Origin of the sequence: Flavobacterium noncentrifugens (genome assembly GCF_900100375.1) — a bacterium.
GTDB lineage: Bacteria > Bacteroidota > Bacteroidia > Flavobacteriales > Flavobacteriaceae > Flavobacterium > Flavobacterium noncentrifugens.
Genome location: NZ_FNEZ01000007.1, coordinates 41,835 through 60,087 on the forward strand (window position 1 = coordinate 41,835; position 18,253 = coordinate 60,087).

Sequence of the window (18,253 nt, forward strand, 5' to 3'; positions counted from 1 at the left end):
TTTGAAAAATAAATAATAACACCTTATATTTGCACCCGCATTGAAGAAATGATTTTGACTTGATAGCTCAGTTGGTAGAGCACATCACTTTTAATGATGGGGTCCTGGGTTCGAGCCCCAGTCAGGTCACAAAATTACATTCATTTCTTCAGGCTAAGACTTGATAGCTCAGTTGGTAGAGCACATCACTTTTAATGATGGGGTCCTGGGTTCGAGCCCCAGTCAGGTCACAAAAGCCGAGCTAAAGCTTGGCTTTTTTTAATTCCGGCGACGTGGAGAAACTGGTAGACTTGCCAGCTTGAGGGGCTGGTGCTCATTAGGGCGTGTGGGTTCGAATCCCATCGTCGTCACGGATGAATAAAAATTGGAGAAAAATAGGAAGCCCTGCTTCTATATTTTTCTCCTTTTTTATTCTCAAACCGGAGGTTTTGGGATGGACGAAGTCAATCCCATCGTCGTCACTAAAAAGCCTGTAGAGAAATTTATTTACAGGCTTTTTATTGGTTTTAGTTAGGTGTAAATTCCATCAGACAGTGATTCTCAATTTGCTTTTCCTGTAATAACAGACAACCATTTGCAAGGTTAAAATCAGGTTTCTGCATTCCATACAAAGTGTCCAGCGGACTAAAAAACCTTTTTCTGTCATATTGTGCGACATGCAAATACAGCAGCGTCGTTTCAATTTTGACGTGTCCCAACAATTCTTTGATACTCACAATATCCAAACCGTCTTCTAACAGATGTGTCGCAAAAGTGTGCCGCAAAGTATGAACAGAAACCAACTTTAAAATCCCGGCATTTTTTGACACCTGTTTCACCGCCCATTGAATGCCTCTTTGCGAATACCTGCTGTCAAAATCACCTCCTGCCCTCCCGACAGGTTTGCCATTAAACAGCCATTCCATACAGCCTTCTTCCCGAATGTATTTTTTTAGTTCGGAAATCAGGATTTTGCCCATTGGAACGTATCGGTCTTTCCTGCCTTTTCCACATCTTACATGCAGCATCCGCCGGTCAAAATCAAGATCGCATAATTTAAGGTTTCGGGTTTCGCCACATCGCAATCCACAGCCGTAAAGCAGGAACAGCAACACACGGTGCTTTCGCAATTTTGTAACTTCAACCATGCGCCTGACTTCATTGCGACTTAAAACTACGGGGAGTTTTTTGTCTTTTTTTATGGTTGGAAGTGCAATGTATTTGTCGCGCATTCCTTCCATTTTGAACGCAAAACGCAATCCGTACACGGTGAATTTAAAATAGGAATCTGACGGAGAATTGTACTGTTGCTGCAACTGATACAAATACTGGTTCAGGTCTTCTATCGGAACAAAAGTCGGCACACGACCAAAACAAATAGCCACTTTCGCAAGATATCTCGAATAATTCGCAAACATGCTTTCGCTTTTGCCTGAAATAGAAATGCTTTGCCTAAGACGTTCATTAAACTCTAAAAAACCAGGAATGCCATTGCAGGCCGTTTCAACAATAGTTTTGTTTTTTTTGGATCATATCTTTAAATTAAGTTCCAAAAATAAGACAACCCACAAATTATTTTCATCATTTAAATTTGATTTATTATCTGAGGTCTTCAAATTTCTCGTCCTTTTTAATTAAATTTGTTTAACATATCTAATCAAAACATAAACAGTTTGAGAAATACTTTCAGCATCAAAGACCTCGAAAACCTGTCCGGAATCAAGGCGCATACCATTCGCATCTGGGAAAAACGATACAACGTCCTGGAACCCATGCGCACCGACACGAATATTCGTTTGTATGATCTTGAAAGCCTTCAAAAACTGCTAAACATTACGTTGCTGCACAACCACGGTTATAAAATCTCTACGATTTCAAAATATCCGGAAGGTAAAATCCCGCAATTGGTTTCTGAGATCATCTCTTCAAAAAGTGCCAAAACACACGCCATTAGCGCTTTTAAAATTGCGATGGTAAACTTTGACCAAAACCATTTTCTGGAAACTTACAATGCTTTGCTCTCAGAAAAAACATTCAGTGACATCTTTACCGAAGTTTTCATTCCGTTTCTGCAGGAAATCGGGATGTTGTGGCAAACCGGAACGATTACGCCCGCACAGGAACATTTTATCTGTTATCTGATCAAGCAAAAACTCGTCATCAATATTGAAAAGGCGCAACTTTCAAAGCCCGAAAAAACCGACCGTACATTTGTGCTTTACCTGCCGTCGGGCGAATTGCACGAACTCGGCCTCATGTATATCAACTACGAATTGCTGATGCACGGCCACCAAACGATTTATCTTGGGCAGAGTATACCGATGAACAACCTCAAAGATTTAGGACAAAATTTCAGGCTCATCGAGTTTGTTACCTACATGACCATTTATCCCGATACCGGCGCGATCAACGATTACATCAAGCTGATGAAAAAAAACATCCTTTCTGATCATTCCAGGATTTGGATTACCGGAAAACAAACCAAACACATCGACGACAGTGTCATGGATTCAAACATCAGGATTTTTGACGACTTTAAAGACTTGCTCGAGCATTTTTAAGCACTTTAAATTCGCAATCAAAAATAATATTCAATTTCGATATTTTGTTTAATTTTTTTGTAAATTCGTTAAACAATGAGAAAGAATATTGTTATTATCGGATCCGGGTTTTCATCACTTGCCGCTGCTTGTTATTTGGCGAAAGCCGGAAATAAAGTTTCCATTTATGAAAAAAACAGCACCATTGGCGGACGCGCTCGGCAGTTAAAAAAAGACGGATTTACGTTTGACATTGGCCCAACCTGGTATTGGATGCCCGATGTTTTTGAACGCTTCTTTGCCGATTTCGACAAAAAAACTTCCGATTATTATGAGTTGAAAAAACTTGCTCCGGCTTATCAGGTTTATTTTGGAGTCAATGATTTTGTAACAATTGCAGACAATTTACCCGAAATCATCAAAACATTTGAATCGATCGAAAAAGGCAGTGGAAAAATCCTCGAAGATTTCATGGCCACAGCCAAAAGCAATTACGACATCGCGATCAAAGACTTGGTTTACAATCCCGGAGTTTCGCCGCTTGAGTTGGTTACTTTGAAAACCGCGACAAAAGTCGGACAGTTTTTTAGCAACATCAGCAAGGAAGTTCGAAAGCGTTTTACAAATAAAAAACTGGTTCAGATACTCGAATTTCCGGTTTTGTTTTTGGGCGCAAAACCTTCAGACACACCGTCATTTTACAGTTTTATGAATTTTGCAGATTTCGGACTTGGCACTTGGCATCCGAAAAATGGTATGTACAGCGTTGTTTTAGCGATAGAAAAACTGGCACGGGAACTGGGAGTTCAAATTCATACAAACAGCAATATTTCTAAAATTGTAGTTGAAAATGGCAAAGCGGTCGGAATTGAAATTGATTCAGAAATCATTTCCGCAGATGTGGTTTTAAGCGGCGCCGATTACCATCATACCGAAACTTTACTCGATTTTAAAGACAGGAAATATTCCGAAAAATATTGGGAAAGCCGCACATTCGCACCTTCTTCCCTACTGTTTTATGTAGGCTTTGATAAAAAAGTTAAAAACGTGCAGCACCATACTTTGTTTTTTGATGTGGAATTTGACGAACACGCCAAGGATATTTACGACGACCCGAAATGGCCCGAAAATCCATTATTCTATGCCAGTTTTCCATCCAAAACTGATGAAAACGCAGCTCCTAAAAATTGCGAAGCAGCCATTTTCCTGATTCCGATCGCACCCGGAATTAAAGATACGCAGGAACTTCGGGAAACTTACTTTGAGAAAATCCTGATTCGCCTTGAAAATTTAACACAGCAAAAACTTCGGGAAAACCTTATATTTAAGGAATCATTTTGCGTAAATGATTTCGTAAAGGAATACAATTCTTATAAAGGAAATGCCTACGGAATGGCAAATACGCTGTTGCAAACGGCATTCCTGCGACCCAAACTAAAAAGCCCGAAAGTGCGTAGTTTGTATTTTACCGGACAGTTGACCGTTCCCGGCCCAGGTGTTCCACCGGCGCTGATTTCGGGAAAACTGGCCGCCGAATTAATAGAGAAACACTCGTAATATGAAATCCATTTTTGACCAGATATCGTTTGAATGCAGCAGGAATGTGACGCAATCTTACAGCACTTCGTTTTCTACAGCGGTGAAATTGCTCGCGCCGGGAATTCGCCAGGACATTTACAATATTTATGGATTTGTGCGTTTCGCGGATGAAATTGTTGACAGTTTTCACGATTATGATAAAGCCGAATTGTTTGATTTATTTGAATCTGACCTGGATAGATCGCTGCAGTATAAAATCAGCCTGAATCCGGTACTAAACGCCTTTCAGCATACGGTTTCTAAATATAATATTCCGATTGAAATGATCGCTTCGTTCATGAAAAGCATGAAAATGGACCTCAGCAAAAAAGAGTACAAAACGGCAGACGAATACAACGAATATATTTTTGGATCTGCCGATGTTGTCGGGTTAATGTGCCTGAAAGTCTTTGTGAAAGGCGACAATGCAAAGTTTGAAGAGTTAAAACATTCGGCGATGCGGCTTGGATCGGCGTTGCAGAAGATCAATTTCCTACGTGATTTGAAAGCCGATTTTGAAGTGTTGGAACGCAGTTATTTTCCGAATGCCGATTTGAACAAACTCGATGAACATTCGAAAAAACTCATCATCGACGAAATCGAATCGGATTTAAAAGCCGGATTTGAAGGCATTTTGAAATTGCCGATCGATGCGAAATTCGGCGTGTACACGGCTTACATTTATTATAAAAAATTACTGTCCAAATTAAAGAAAACACCTTCTGCAGAAATTAAAAATACCCGCATCCGCGTTCCGGATTACCAGAAATACGGACTTTTCGCACAGTGTTATTTCTCTTATAAATTCAATCTATTATGAGCATTTGGATTCACTTACTGGCGTTTTTCGGGGCATTCTTCTTCATGGAATTCATGGCGTGGTTTACGCATAAATTCATCATGCACGGATTTTTATGGAAACTGCACGAAGATCATCATAGGAAAGACCACGATTCCTGGTTTGAGCGCAATGATACTTTTTTTGTGTTTTATGCTTTCGTCAGTATTGGTTTTTTTCTATTATGGCGATATGATATTTTAGAAATCGGGCTTTCAATCGGACTGGGGATTTTTGTTTACGGCTGGACGTATTTCGTCGTGCACGATATTTTCATTCACCAGCGTTTTAAATTGCTTCGTACGGCAAACAACCGATATGCAAAAGCGGTTCGGCGCGCACATAAAATGCATCACAAACACACCGGAAAAGAGCACGGAGAATGTTTTGGAATGCTGATTGTTCCTTTCAAATATTTTAAAAAATAAAAACCTCCCAATTACGGAAGGTTTTTCTTTTTGATTAATGATTGATTTTATTTCTTCTCAAGCATTTCCTGCAAAGGCTTCAATTGATCGAGATTGATATTTGAATTTTTGAGCGCGGTCATCATCGTCATGATGCTTGTCGGGTTCATGTCTTTACCAAGAATCCTGACGACTGCAAATCCGGCGTCTTCCTTATTGGCAAACAAAACGAATTCGTCTATATGTTCGTCCTCACCCACAAAACTTACTGAAGCACCTTCTTTCCCAGAACCGAATTTCATCAGTTGCTGGTATTTTTCGTCTTTGAGGATTTTGGTGACCTTGGCTCTTTCAGTTGCAAATTCCGCTTTATTCGAACCATTGGCTTTAAACGCAAGCACATTCATTTTTTCAAATGTTTTCATCGCTTCTTTTTGTTCCAGCGACAATTTCGTTTGGTCTAAATTCAAAATGCTTGGCGAAACATCAAGTGCTATGAAATCCTTGTTTTCCGTATTTTCAACAAAATATTTCTGAAGGCTAGGCTCGTTGTTGCAACTGATCATTAACAATGCGCAAGTTGCGATGAGATATCGTTTCATATTATTTATTTTGCGCCTTTCGGGCCTTTTGAACCTTTGGTTGCTCTTTTCAGATCGTCGCCTCCGGGAAATCTCATTTTATCCGTTAAGGTCGAAATTTCATTGAGGTCGAAATTTCCGGTTAACGACATCAAGACAGTATCTTCGCCTTTTCCGCCTTCGATAAACATTAAAAGTTCGCGAACCTGGGTGTCGCTTGATCCTGATTTGACAAGGATTTTGATGTTTCTCCCGTTTTCAGTCACACGCATCAATTCTTCGAGTCCGGCAGATTTGATGTAAGAATTGGCTGAAGCTTTCATCTCATTTTCAACCCTGGTACTTTTGGTCGTGAAGACTTTTAAATTGTCGAGTTTTTTGATGAGATTCAGGTATTGCTGCGCTTCTTTATCCGAAGCATCGGTTTTCACCTTGCTCATCAGGTCAAACATTTTTTTGTTGACGATGATCGAAGTCACATCGTCCTGCCCGTCGAATTTATCAAAAGCGCCTTGGGCAAAGTTTAGCATTGGCAGTAAAGCGATTGCTAAAGCGAAAACTAATTTTTGGATTGCTGATTTCATGTTCTTTGATTTTATTTTTTTAATTGATTTTTAAATTTTGCCCCGATAATGCCCGAAGCCTGCAGATTTCGTTTAGTCAACAATGAATACTTTGTCTCTTGTAGCCTCATATTCATGGATATACTGAACACTTTCAACGCCGACATTCACATTGCTCGACAACAATTCCAGTGCTTTTTGAGTTTCCCTGAACGCAATTTCAGGATTGTCGTAAGTGCCTAAATCCTGATTTTGCTGTGGCTGATGGTAATTGAAGTATGCGAAAGTTCCGGCGCCAAGCAAAACAACAACCGATGCTGCAATTGAAATCCACGCTATTTTTAATTTCTTGGTGTCTAGTGGAATCTGTTGCTCAAACTGCTGTTCTTTTGCGGTAGAGAAATAGCCAAACAAAGGTTTGTAATGTTCCAGATGCTGCGCAACATCTGATGAAGAAAAATAAGTGCGCAACTCATTTTCTTCGGTAATACTCGTTTCTCCATCGAAGTATTTTTCTAATAATTGTTCTATTTTAATTAATTCCATAGCGGTGTGTTTTTGTCATGAATTCCCTTATCGTTTTCCTCGCTCTTGAAAGCGCCACGCGAATGGCGGCTTCATTCATTTCCAGTATCTTGGCAATTTCTGCAAACTCATATTGCTCGATATCGCGCATTTGTATGATCAGTCTTTGTTGTTCCGGCAGTTGGTTGATGACTTTTTCAACCCAGGACAAACTATCTAAATCTTCAACCTGCTGCTGCAAACCCGGTGTGCGGTCGGTAAAATTGTTGTGGACGATTTTCAGGTTTGAGGCACGTTTTGATTTTAATTGATCCAGACAGTAATTTTTGGTCATGGTCATTGCCAATGCTTCGACGCTGTTGTAAACCGACAAACCTTCGTTTTTATTCCACAATTTCACCATGACTTCCTGGGTCGCGTCTTCTGCTTCCTCAGTACTTATGAGCAATCGCTTGGCCACGCGGAAAATCTTATCCTTGAAAGGCGAAACGAGTTGCATAAAGTCATTCTGGTTCATAAAAAGGTTTGTTTTTTGGTGGTTTCCAAAGTGCAGACGAAATGCAATATTTTTTGTTACAAAGAAATTGCAATAAAACTAATTTAAGTAAATTTACATTTCTTATGACAAAATGAATGCTATGAAAAATACTTGCAGATTATTGGTTTTATTGCTGTTGTTCGGAACGGTGTTCCAAAGTTGTGATGACCTTGATGACAACGCCGTCCCAAGTGATATTGCAGTCAATAATTTTATCTGGAAAGGCCTAAACCTTTATTATTTATGGCAGGCCGATGTTCCTGATTTAGCAGACAACCGGTTCCCTGACCAGAAAGCGCTCAATAGTTTTTTGCAAAGCAACAGCAACTCTGAAGATTTTTTTCAGCATCTGCTCTATATGCCTAAATCATTGGTGTCAAATCCGGTGGATCGCTTTAGCGTATTGTTTGACGATTACGTTGAACTTGAAGGCATTCTTGCAGGAACTACAAAAAATAGCGGAGCCGATTATGGATTTTATTTAAAGACTTCCACCGGAACAGATGTTTTCGGAATTGTACGTTACGTACTACCGAATTCAGATGCTGAAGCCAAAGGCGTAAAACGCGGCGATATTTTTTATGCCATAGATGGCGTTTCACTCAACACCGACAATTTTAGCGAGTTGCTCGATAAGGAATCCTACACGCTGAACCTTGCCGACTTCAATTCCGGGAATATCACTCCTAACGGAAATTCGGTAACGCTTACCAAAACAGTGCTTTCAGAAAATCCGGTGTATATCAACAAAGTTATTACTTCGGGAAGCCACAAAATCGGCTATTTAATGTACAACGGTTTTTATCCAAATTATGAAACGGCGATGAACAATGCTTTTGGCGAATTAAAAGCACAGGGAATTACCGATTTTATCCTTGACCTCCGCTACAATTCCGGCGGGTCTGTCGAAACGGCAACACATCTCGCCAGTATGATCACCGGACAGTTCAACGGACAATTGTTTGCCCGCGAGCAATGGAATGCCAAAGCGATGGCGTATTACAATTCGAACAATCCTGAAACTTTGCTGAATAAATTCGGGACGACAATCAATACCGGCGCGGCCATCAATTCGCTGAACAGCACCAAAATATACATTCTCACGACTCAGTCCACCGCTTCCGCAAGCGAACTCATCATCAACGGGCTCAAGCCATACATCACGATTGTGCAGATTGGCGATACAACCACCGGGAAAAACGTTGGGTCGATTACTTTATACGATTCGCCTACGTTTACCAAGAAAGATATCAATACGTCGCACCATTATGCGATGCAGCCGCTCGTATTGAAAACTCTGAATAGAGACGGTTCAAGCGATTATGCTAAAGGTTTTAAACCCGATTTTGAAAGGAAAGAAAACCTCGCAAATCTCGGAATTTTAGGCGATCCATCCGAAATGTACCTGAATATAGCCATTGCACAAATCACCGGAAACGGAAAACATTTCCCGCAAAATCAAGGACAAATATTTGACGAATTTAAAAATTCCAAGTCGATGAATCCGGTTGGAACCGATATGTATGTTTCCAAAATCCCTGAAGGTTTGATCAAATAATAAAAAAGGCTTCCCGATTTGAGAAGCCTTTTTTTATTTGATGATTATTTTTTTGTGGATTTCTCCCGATGCTTCGGCATCATCCAATGCCAATCGCAAAAAGTAAACGCCTGATTTTAATTGGGAAACCGGAATCTTTTGGTTTTTATCAATATCTTTTTCAATCACGATGCTGCCCTCATTGTCAAATAGAGTCGCTCTTAATTGCTTTTCAGAATTGATGCAGATGTAATCGGTTGCCGGATTTGGATACACCGAAATAGCTTGCAACAGATTGTCATTCAACCCCAAAGTTCGTTGATGAATGACTCCGACAGCCTGCAGGTCAAATCCGCAGGAAGCAAACGGCGTTGGATACGATTCATTCACCGCATTTCCGAAACTGTCAAAAGTCGCAAACTCGGGATCAATCGAACCCACAACATCAATGATTCGGACATGTGTAATATTATTCTTATCCAGAAAATCATCATCGGGCAACTCGCTTAAATCGAACGGCGTGCCGTATTGCGCGCTGTATTTTCCGGCAAGATTGTTCAAATAGGTTGCTGATGGCGTTCCGAACGGGCCAATTTGCGTTTGCGTTTGCGTTTGGCTGTGCGCCGGAAACCTGAAAAAATGAACGCCATCCGAACTCGCTTCTACAAAAGCCAGTTCGAGGTATGTTGGCCCGCCGTTTTCAAAAACGGCAAAGTCAAAACCGTCGCCATTGATAATTGGCGAAGCAAATGTGAGCGTCGCGTTTCCTTCATCGCCAAGACTTACCGTATTTCCATCGGGGAAGCCCAAAGCATCTGAAGGCGAACCTGCAGTGGCTTTATTATTTCCGCCAATTGAAAAATTCGGATCTGACTTTTTCAGATAGCCGCGAGTTACTTCAATTCCGGTTGCCCAGGCTTTGAAATCGGCACTTTCTTTAAAAATCGCAGTCGATCCTGCAACTCCGGCTTCGGGCGGATAGGATTGGGCATTTGATGAAATTCCAATCAGAATTAAAAATAAAGCAGCGGCTTTTTTCATTATTTGATGCTGATGCGTTTGATGCTTTTCTGGTCGTTGATGGTAATCTCAACCAGGTAAATTCCGCTATTCAAGTCAGAAACCACAATTCCTGACGGATTGTAAGTCGTTGATTTTACCAACCTGCCTGAAATATCATATATTTTTACCGCTGCATTTTTATCGGTATTGATAAAAAAACGTTCCGTTGTTGGATTAGGGAAAACAGAAATTGAAGCAATACCGTTCGGATTTTCTGTTGACAATAAAACATCGGCAGCATAAAAACCATTCGGAATCACGCCCACTGTGTAAGAATTTTGGAGCACACCGTTCATATTATATACCAAAGCTTTTCCGTTCGAAACGTAATCGGCTGCATCGGCAACATAAATTTGATCGCCGATCACGTCCATTCCGTACACGCCATAAGAACCGACTTCATCAATGGAAAACAAAGGATTTTCAGGCAAATCCGTATCGCCAAGCGTGATTTTATAAATATCGGTCTCAATCGAAAACAATAAAAAATCGCCATACAATTCTAAGTTTGACGGATGTTTGCCTTCAAAGTTGATTTCACTAATCAGGCTGTTGTCTGCCAAATTGAATTTCATCAGTTTTCCAAAAGTCTCCGGTGTCGCCCACATTGGTTTTCCGCCGCAAAGCACATACAACACACTTCCGTCTGAAATAATAGAATTCGGCACATCGCCCGTTTGAATCGTTGCAGTAATGGTATTCGTAGCCACGTCAATTACAGAAACCGTGTTTCCGTAACCGTAACCGCCCTGGTTTGCAACATACAATTTGTCGCCAACCTGGATGATCCTTTCGACACCTTCGGGCGCAGGGATTGTTGTCGTAATGCTGAGGCTTTGCAAATCAACTACTGCCACATAATCATCGGAAGCATTTCCGCCGTCGCCCCAACAAGTGATGTAGGCATTTCCGTTTGCAAGTGTGATAAACCTTGGGTTGAAAAGCCCGATCGGCATGATTGCCTGAAGCGCGAGGGTTTGCTTGTCCAAGACTTTCAATGCGTTGGATCCATTTAAAATGACATAAGCATGATCGCTATCGAAAGCCATGCTTTGTGCGGTATTTCCCAATGGAACATTGTTATTTCCATCGGCATAAACCTGCTGGTGCACCTGTCCGTTTGCAAGAAATGACATTCCGGCATTGTCAACACCAAAGCTGCCTTCGTTTAACACCAATACACCACTGGTATTTTGTGCAGAAATTGCAGTCGAAAAGATCAGGGCAAGAAGGGCAAGCGGTAATTTGTAAAATTTTTTCATATTGATTTTTGGTTAATTATTAAAGTAAAATGCCGACGGTCCGACACCGACAGTCGTTCTGTTCAAAAGTACCCCGATCGCAAATTCTGCGTTTCCGGCAGCATACACATAGACTTTTCCGCGTACTGTAAATCCTGCATCATCCGAAACATAAATGCGCCCGTTGTTTACCGCCAAACCATAAATCGAAGCCGCGCCCTGTGCAGCTGCGTCAAAAGCCGGAGTCGTAGGAAGTACCGGTGCATCTGTCGCGCATTTGTAAACGGCTGTGCCAATGTTATAGTAGATGTTCGTTCCCGAAATGGCACTGCTTCCTAAATTGGTCGCTGCCTGCCCATTTGGAAACTTCAATTCTCCAATAATCGCATTGGTATCCGCATTGATTTTTACGAATTTTCCGCTTGTTGTTCCCGATGGTGCGTAAGACGGATTGCCTTTACATGTTACCCATAAATTTCCGTCAACAATCTGCAACTCTTTCGGAACATCGCCAACAGCAATTGTGGATGAAACGGCATCATTTGAAATTACAGATACCGTATTTCCGAAATGGAAACCGCCGGAATGGGAAACGAATAATTTTCCGTTATTAGGAACAATTTGTTCCGGACCTTCTGCAACAGGAATCGTAGACGTTACGGTTTGTGTGGATAGATTGACAATCGCAACATAATCATCATTCGGATTGATCGGGTCTCCCCAATTGGTCACATACCCTTTCCCGTTTGCAAATGCAATGTATCTCGGGTTTCTGATTTGATTGTTGATCGTTGCCACTTTTTTGAAAGTGTAGCGGTTGACGACTTCAATTTTTTGTGAATTGTTGACCACAATATACGCCAGATCGTTGTTGAATCCGACGCTTTGTGCCACATCGCCAAGTACTGCGCCGTCATTCACAATTGAAAAAATATCATTTTGACTGACAGAAAAATCATCAGAAATATAAGATACGGATGCATTTCCCGTATTAAAATTCCCTTCATTCAAAACCAAAGTTCCAAGATCGTAACTTCCCAAAGCAATGCGGCCTGCATCTTCAGCATCGTCGTCTGAACACGAAACGAAAAAAAGCGCCCCGGCCAAAACAGTTAAAAATAATTTAATTTGTTCCATAGTTTAAAATTTAAGTGTGAGATTGATCATGTAATTTCTTCCCGGAAGCGGTCTTTGCGGCATGCTTTGGTAATTTTCATTCCAGATATTGAGCGCCTGAAAACCGATTTTGTAGTTGTTTTTCGAACCAAAATCACAATCGATTCCGGCATTTGAAACCTGGTATGCTTTTAAAACATCCGATTCATCGGCAAGTGTAAAAATTTGTCCGTTGAATAAATATTGGTAGTTGAACGTGAGTTTTCTAAATGAATAAACCAGCTCTGCATTGAATTTATGGTAAGGAACATAAGCCAGCTGTTTTTTCAACAGTTCATTTTCCGAAATCGTATACGCATAAGTCGAGTGAAATTCTATGAAATGAGCACCGATTTTTTTATGGAAATTCAAAAATCCTTCCGCACCATAACTATTTACTTTACCCACATTTTCAGGAACCCAAATGTTTCCGTTTGGCATCCAGCGCAGCAAATTCTCGATTTTCATGTAATAAGCGGTTGCAGAAATGGTGAAATTCCCAAAAGTGACTTCCTGCCCGATTTCGCCCTGATAGGAACTTTCCGGCTTTAAATCGGGATTGCCTGCACCTTGCCAGTATAAATCATTAAACGTCGGAATCCTGAAATTGCGTGAAACGTTTAATTTGATGTTGTAATGTTTGGAAGCCGTAAATTTTGTTCCAAATCCAAACAAAACCGGACTTTGATAGGCATTCGTAAATTCCTTCCTAATGCTAAAATCATATTCGAGTTGCTGAAGCAATTGGTGCTTAAAAAGCAAAACTGCCGACGCGACATTCCTGGTTTCATCACCGATATTCGATCCGATGCCTTTGGTTTTGGTATAATCTACAATTCCGTTAAGGTTAATTGTTGGCGAAATTTTCCAGTTCAGGTCATATTTTGCGATGACTGTTTCAGCTTTGGAAGTTTCAAAATGATCCGAATCGAAATCCCCGAAATATTTATATTTTTCAGAAAGGAAAGCCACTTTTGCAGTGGAGATCAAAGTCTGGTTTGAAGCCGTCCATTCCAGTAAATTCCGCGTATTCAAATCCTGGTATTTGCTGCGCGAAGGCGAAACCAAAGTACCTGAAAAATGCCGTTCGCTTTCAAAAACCTGGCTGTACAATTTTAAAACATTCGCCTTGTTGAGTTTGTATCCGAAAGCCAAATTGACACTGGTGTTGTAAAATTGCCCGTTTTCATTCCTGAGGTTTGTCGTGTTTAAATATTCGTAATCATTATCCGAACTGTTTCTCGAAATACTTAAATTCACGCTCGTTTTAGCATCGGCTGCAGCCAGTTTGTAATTGCCGCCAAAAGTATTGAAGCTTCCATAATTCAGCCGGATCTCATTTTCAAAACGCTTTTTAAAACTTAAGTCGTTGTTTAAGTGAATGCTGCCGCCGATCGCGCTGCTGCCGTAAATAATACTGCCTCCGCCTGATTTTACTGAAATTTCACTGAAATCACGCGTCGTAATCGTATTAAAATCGGTTTGCCCGTTGAGTTGCGAATTGATGTTGATGCCGTTCCAGATCACCGCGGTTTGTTGCGCTGTTGTGCCGCGAAACGAAGGCGACGACACCATTCCGAGTCCGTTTTCCTTAAAATAAACAACCGAATTGTAATTGAGTAATGAAGTCAGCGAAGATTGGTTCCTGCCGATAATCGTATCGTTGAGTTTTTGTACCGATTGCGCATCCGAAAAATGCTTCAGCTGATAATCCGAAACCAAAACTTCCTTCAAAGCAATAGAATCCTGCTGCGCCAAAACAACCTGGCACATCAAAAATAAAACACCTAAAAACAGCTTTTTCGCAGTCATCCTTTCTGAATCTTTTTTCCCGAAGATTCGATATTCGTTAAGAAAAAAGGCAGGTCTCCTGGCTTGCGTCCTGATGTTTACCTTCCCGTTTTGCAACAGTGGTTTTGGAGATAACAGCAGTCTTTGTAGCTTACAGTTGCGGGAACAGCTCAGGATTTTGGGATTTATGATTTTCAATGTTTGATTTACGAACGTTATCGTAAATCGTACTTCTTAAATCAAAAATACCCTTGCCTGATTCCCTTTTAATGTGATTTACAGTATTCAAAATCACAACCTCAATTCGCTGCAAATATAGGCGTATCATTTGAATAATTAAATAAAGATTGCCGATTGTGCAAAAAAACCGGCGTAACTTTTACCTTTGCCTTACTTTTAATAATTTTCAATGAAACATTTCTTTCTTAAATCCATCCTGATTTTTTTATTGGTTTTGTTTGGCGGATGTAAAAAAAACGAGACCGTTTCCACGGATAAAAATCAGGCTGTAGCTAACGAAATCTACTATGCAAAAGGACTTTCGATTTACAAATACGACGGTTTTTCGGTTGTAAAAGTCAGCAATCCATGGCCGAAAGCGAATAAAGATTATACTTATGTGTTGCAGCAAAAAGGCGCCGGTATTCCTGATAGTTTGAAGCAAAATACGATCATTCAAGTTCCGATAAAAAATATTATAGTAACATCAACAACACACATTCCGTCACTCGAAATGCTCGGTATTGAAAATACGTTGACTGGATTTCCAAACCTGGATTTTGTTTCTTCGGATAAAGTCAGAAACCTAATCGACCAGAAAAAAATACGCGAAATTGGCGTAGGCCAGCAATTAAATACCGAAGTGATTATCGACATCCAGCCCGATGTCATCGTTGGGTACGGGATTGACAACAACAATCCATCACTCGACAATTTACAGAAAAGCGGACTCAAAGTCATCCTCAACGGCGACTGGAACGAATTGTCCCCACTCGGGAAAGCCGAATGGATTAAGTTTTTCGGAGCACTTTACGGATTGGAATCCAAAGCAAATTCGATCTTTTCAAACATCGAAAAAGACTACAACGCCACATTGGAAATCGCCAAAAAAGCCACCACCAAACCAACGGTTTTATCCGGAGCGATGTTTGAAAACCAATGGTATCTGCCGCAAGGCGAAAGCTGGGGATCGGTAATCATTGCTCAGGCTGGAGGAAATTATTTGTGGAACAATACCAAAGGTTCCGGAAGTTTGTCATTGCCGTTTGAAACCGTTTTTGAAAAGGGTGAGCACGCCGATTTCTGGATCGGGCCGGGACAATTTACAAGCTTGAAAGAACTGTCCGACAGCAATCCGCATTATGCGAAATTCGCGTCATTCAGAAATAAAAACGTCTATTCTTACAGTACGAAAAAAGGAAAAACGGGTGGGCTGATTTATTTCGAATTGGCGCCAAACCGCCCGGATTTAGTGCTCAACGATATGGTTAAAATCCTTCATCCGGAATTGTTGCCACAATATGAACTGTATTTTTTCGAAAAATTAAAATAATTGCAAACCGGCAGCCGACATAAAATTCTTTTTATGGTTCTGATCATCGGAACGGCTTTGCTGTTTGTTTTAAACATCAGCTTAGGTTCGGTTTCGATTCCTGTAAAAGAGGTTTTCCAGAGTCTCACTGGCGGAAACGCTTCCAAAGAATCCTGGCATTATATCATCATCAACTACCGTTTGCCCAAAGCGATTACAGCCGTTTTGGTCGGGATGGGATTGTCTGTGAGCGGTTTGCTGATGCAGACATTATTTCGAAATCCGTTGGCAGGTCCGTATGTGCTCGGATTGAGTTCGGGAGCCAGTTTGGGCGTCGCTTTTGTCATTTTAGGATCGGCGTTTTTACCTGCATTTTTAGCGTCGTTTTTGGTTTCGTCTTTTGGAATTATTTTAGCTTCATGTTTTGGAAGCACCTTTGTTTTACTAGCGATTTTAGTAGTTTCACAAAAGCTCCGCGATACCATGGCGATATTAATAGTCGGGTTGATGTTTTCGAGTTTTACAAGCGCGATCGTTGGGGTTCTGACGTATTTCAGTACCGCCGAACAATTGCAGAAATTCACCTTTTGGTCGCTCGGAAACCTCGGAAATTTGTCGTGGCAATCAATCATCATTTTAGCTATTTGCGTATTTATCGGATTGATCCTAAGTCTTTTTAGTATTAAATCATTGAATGCCATGCTGCTTGGTGAAAACTATGCAAAAAGCCTAGGATTGAATTACAATAAGGCACGATTGATTATCATTTTCGCAACGGGAATTTTAGCCGGAAGTATTACTGCTTTCGCAGGTCCAATTGCTTTTGTCGGGCTTGCCGTTCCGCACATTTCAAAACTGGTTTTTCAAACGAGCAACCACAACATTTTGTTTTGGGCGACGTTGCTTTTTGGTGCGGTCATCATGCTGATTTGCGATATTTTTTCACAGATTCCGGGAACCGATATAACTTTGCCGATCAACGCGATCACATCAATCATTGGTGCTCCGGTGGTCATTTGGCTTTTGGTCGGAAAACGAAAAATGATGGCCTAATGGAAAATCAGATTATCCTAAAAACCGAAAATTTATCGATTGGCTATCCTTCGAAAAAAGCACAAAATGCCATTGCCTCAGACATTAATTTGTTTTTGGAAAAAGGAAAACTCATTTCCCTGATCGGTGCAAACGGCGTTGGAAAATCAACCTTATTGCGAACGATTACCGGAATCCAGAAACCGCTTTCAGGAGCCGTTTTCCTAAACGGTAAAAATATTTCATCTTACAGTTCGCTTGAAGCGGCACAAAACCTCAGCGTCGTTTTAACTGAAAAATTACCGCCGAGCAATTTAACTGTTTTCGAATTGGTCGCTTTGGGAAGACAGCCGTATACGAATTGGGTTGGCACTTTGACCGACAATGATTTTTCAAAAATAAATGAAGCGCTCGAACTGACGCAAATCACGCCTCTGGAACAAAAAAAACATTTTGAGATCAGTGACGGCCAATTGCAGAAAGTGCTGATTGCGCGCGCGATTGCACAGGACACGCCATTGATTATTCTGGATGAACCCACGACACATTTGGATTTACTCCATAAAGTCTCATTGTTCAAATTGCTTAAAAAACTCGCCTCTGAAACTAAAAAATGCATCTTATTTTCTACACATGATATTGATCTGGCGATCCAGCTTAGTGATGAAATGATCGTGATGACTGACGGAAAAGTCATTCCCGGAAGTCTTGATCAATTGATTGCCGACAAAGTTTTTGACACGCTGTTTGAAGGTGAAAACATCATTTTTGATCCCGAAAAACACAAGTTTGTCTTTAAAAATCTTTAATCTGAAGTTGAGTTCGTTTATCTTTGTTAGGATCCAAAACCTGAAAAGATGAAATTCACATTTACCATATTCCTGTTTTTGTGCACCGTATTGGCATTCGCACAGCCAAAATTAGAAATGACTTCAAAAGGTTTTACACCGATTGAATTGCCAACGCCAAATAAGCCAAACGAAAAACTGATTGAAGCTTCAAAATCCTGGGCAGCCTTTTACAACAAGCAAGGTTATGACGTTTATGATGTGACCGAAAGTTCGCTCAAAATTGATGCGCTGAAGAAAAATGCCTATTTGTTCAGGAATCTCGGCGAGACTTTTTCATACGACATCACGTATACGCTCAATATTGTTTTTAATGCCGACAAAACTTACAAACTACAATTTTCCGTCAAGCAGATCTACCTCAAAGGAACGCCTGTAAAAACGACAATTCCCGATTTTTTCATGCCCGATGGCAATCTCAAAGAAGATTTTTCAGATGTAAAGCCGACGCTTGAAGATACCGCAAATAAAATCGCTGTTTCTTTCTCCAATTTCATCGTTAACTGA

At 40.7% G+C, this 18,253-nt stretch carries 18 protein-coding genes, 3 tRNA genes and 1 riboswitch; of the genes, 12 read left to right on the top strand and 9 right to left on the bottom strand.

All coding sequences use genetic code 11. The features are described 5' to 3' along the window. The first annotated feature begins 56 nt into the window (after window positions 1–56). The 3 genes from BLS32_RS16505 (at window position 57) to BLS32_RS16515 (ending at window position 350) form a co-directional block, all read left to right on the top strand. Window positions 57–129, top strand: a tRNA-Lys gene (locus tag BLS32_RS16505). Window positions 130–157: 28 nt separating this feature from the next. Further along, a tRNA-Lys gene (locus BLS32_RS16510) sits at window positions 158–230 on the top strand. Between the two features lie 36 nt (window positions 231–266). Further along, window positions 267–350 (top strand) — tRNA-Leu (locus BLS32_RS16515). A gap of 156 nt (window positions 351–506) precedes the next feature. Here BLS32_RS16515 and BLS32_RS16520 read toward each other — a convergent pair. Continuing rightward, the gene (locus tag BLS32_RS16520; protein WP_091398578.1) at window positions 507–1,397 is read right to left on the bottom strand and encodes a tyrosine-type recombinase/integrase; all 891 of its coding nucleotides are present in this window, start codon (window positions 1,395–1,397) and stop codon (window positions 507–509) included. A gap of 255 nt (window positions 1,398–1,652) precedes the next feature. Between BLS32_RS16520 and BLS32_RS16530 the strand changes: the two genes are divergently transcribed. From BLS32_RS16530 to BLS32_RS16545, 4 genes are all read left to right on the top strand, one after another. Continuing rightward, window positions 1,653–2,540, top strand: coding sequence for a MerR family transcriptional regulator (locus tag BLS32_RS16530; protein WP_307725632.1), 888 nt, complete (start codon window positions 1,653–1,655; stop codon window positions 2,538–2,540). A 75-nt stretch (window positions 2,541–2,615) separates the two neighbouring features. Then, entirely contained in the window at window positions 2,616–4,076 is a 1,461-nt protein-coding gene (locus tag BLS32_RS16535) for a phytoene desaturase family protein (protein WP_091398585.1), read from the top strand. Window position 4,077: 1 nt separating this feature from the next. Then, complete coding sequence (locus BLS32_RS16540; protein WP_091398588.1) at window positions 4,078–4,917, top strand: phytoene/squalene synthase family protein; 840 nt, start codon at window positions 4,078–4,080, stop codon at window positions 4,915–4,917. Further along, the gene (locus tag BLS32_RS16545) at window positions 4,914–5,363 is read left to right on the top strand and encodes a sterol desaturase family protein (protein WP_170227590.1); all 450 of its coding nucleotides are present in this window, start codon (window positions 4,914–4,916) and stop codon (window positions 5,361–5,363) included. Before BLS32_RS16540 ends, BLS32_RS16545 begins: the two co-directional genes overlap by 4 nt. Window positions 5,364–5,410: 47 nt before the next feature. On the opposite strand, the gene BLS32_RS16550 is transcribed toward BLS32_RS16545, so the two are convergent. The 4 genes from BLS32_RS16550 to BLS32_RS16565 form a co-directional block, all read right to left on the bottom strand. Continuing rightward, window positions 5,411–5,944 carry a DUF4252 domain-containing protein gene (locus BLS32_RS16550; protein WP_091398591.1) on the bottom strand — a complete coding sequence of 178 codons (534 nt, stop codon included), beginning with the start codon at window positions 5,942–5,944 and terminating at the stop codon, window positions 5,411–5,413. A 5-nt stretch (window positions 5,945–5,949) separates the two neighbouring features. After that, the gene (locus tag BLS32_RS16555; RefSeq protein ID WP_091398595.1) at window positions 5,950–6,507 is read right to left on the bottom strand and encodes a DUF4252 domain-containing protein; all 558 of its coding nucleotides are present in this window, start codon (window positions 6,505–6,507) and stop codon (window positions 5,950–5,952) included. Between the two features lie 72 nt (window positions 6,508–6,579). Further along, the gene (locus BLS32_RS16560; protein WP_091398597.1) at window positions 6,580–7,032 is read right to left on the bottom strand and encodes a hypothetical protein; all 453 of its coding nucleotides are present in this window, start codon (window positions 7,030–7,032) and stop codon (window positions 6,580–6,582) included. Further along, window positions 7,019–7,528 (bottom strand): RNA polymerase sigma factor, encoded by a 510-nt coding sequence (locus BLS32_RS16565; protein ID WP_091398600.1) that lies wholly within the window; start codon window positions 7,526–7,528, stop codon window positions 7,019–7,021. The genes BLS32_RS16560 and BLS32_RS16565 overlap by 14 nt, the downstream gene beginning before the upstream one ends. Window positions 7,529–7,649: 121 nt before the next feature. Here BLS32_RS16565 and BLS32_RS16570 point away from each other — a divergent pair, with 121 nt between their 5' ends. Then, entirely contained in the window at window positions 7,650–9,107 is a 1,458-nt protein-coding gene (locus tag BLS32_RS16570; RefSeq protein WP_091398603.1) for a S41 family peptidase, read from the top strand. Window positions 9,108–9,140: 33 nt separating this feature from the next. On the opposite strand, the gene BLS32_RS16575 is transcribed toward BLS32_RS16570, so the two are convergent. Genes BLS32_RS16575 through BLS32_RS16590 form a run of 4 tightly spaced genes read right to left on the bottom strand, consistent with a single transcriptional unit; the run spans window position 9,141 to window position 14,356 of the window. Further along, the gene (locus tag BLS32_RS16575; protein WP_091398605.1) at window positions 9,141–10,127 is read right to left on the bottom strand and encodes a T9SS type A sorting domain-containing protein; all 987 of its coding nucleotides are present in this window, start codon (window positions 10,125–10,127) and stop codon (window positions 9,141–9,143) included. Beyond that, complete coding sequence (locus BLS32_RS16580) at window positions 10,127–11,410, bottom strand: DUF5074 domain-containing protein (protein WP_091398608.1); 1,284 nt, start codon at window positions 11,408–11,410, stop codon at window positions 10,127–10,129. The genes BLS32_RS16575 and BLS32_RS16580 overlap by 1 nt, the downstream gene beginning before the upstream one ends. Before the next feature lie 12 nt (window positions 11,411–11,422). Then, window positions 11,423–12,526: a YncE family protein gene (locus BLS32_RS16585; protein ID WP_091398611.1), complete on the bottom strand. Its 1,104-nt coding sequence runs from the start codon at window positions 12,524–12,526 to the stop codon at window positions 11,423–11,425. 3 nt (window positions 12,527–12,529) lie between these two features. Beyond that, window positions 12,530–14,356 carry a TonB-dependent receptor plug domain-containing protein gene (locus tag BLS32_RS16590; RefSeq protein WP_091399043.1) on the bottom strand — a complete coding sequence of 609 codons (1,827 nt, stop codon included), beginning with the start codon at window positions 14,354–14,356 and terminating at the stop codon, window positions 12,530–12,532. Between the two features lie 31 nt (window positions 14,357–14,387). Then, window positions 14,388–14,652, bottom strand: a riboswitch (cobalamin riboswitch). A 92-nt stretch (window positions 14,653–14,744) separates the two neighbouring features. Here BLS32_RS16590 and BLS32_RS16595 point away from each other — a divergent pair. The 4 genes from BLS32_RS16595 to BLS32_RS16610 are packed head-to-tail and all read left to right on the top strand — an operon-like array spanning window position 14,745 to window position 18,253. Then, on the top strand, window positions 14,745–15,887 hold the full coding sequence (locus BLS32_RS16595) for an ABC transporter substrate-binding protein (RefSeq protein ID WP_091398614.1): 1,143 nt from the start codon (window positions 14,745–14,747) through the stop codon (window positions 15,885–15,887). Between the two features lie 33 nt (window positions 15,888–15,920). Continuing rightward, window positions 15,921–16,919 carry an iron ABC transporter permease gene (locus tag BLS32_RS16600; RefSeq protein ID WP_091398617.1) on the top strand — a complete coding sequence of 333 codons (999 nt, stop codon included), beginning with the start codon at window positions 15,921–15,923 and terminating at the stop codon, window positions 16,917–16,919. Continuing rightward, window positions 16,919–17,707 carry an ABC transporter ATP-binding protein gene (locus BLS32_RS16605; RefSeq protein WP_091398620.1) on the top strand — a complete coding sequence of 263 codons (789 nt, stop codon included), beginning with the start codon at window positions 16,919–16,921 and terminating at the stop codon, window positions 17,705–17,707. The genes BLS32_RS16600 and BLS32_RS16605 overlap by 1 nt, the downstream gene beginning before the upstream one ends. Window positions 17,708–17,755: 48 nt before the next feature. Continuing rightward, on the top strand, window positions 17,756–18,253 hold the full coding sequence (locus tag BLS32_RS16610) for a hypothetical protein (RefSeq protein WP_091398622.1): 498 nt from the start codon (window positions 17,756–17,758) through the stop codon (window positions 18,251–18,253).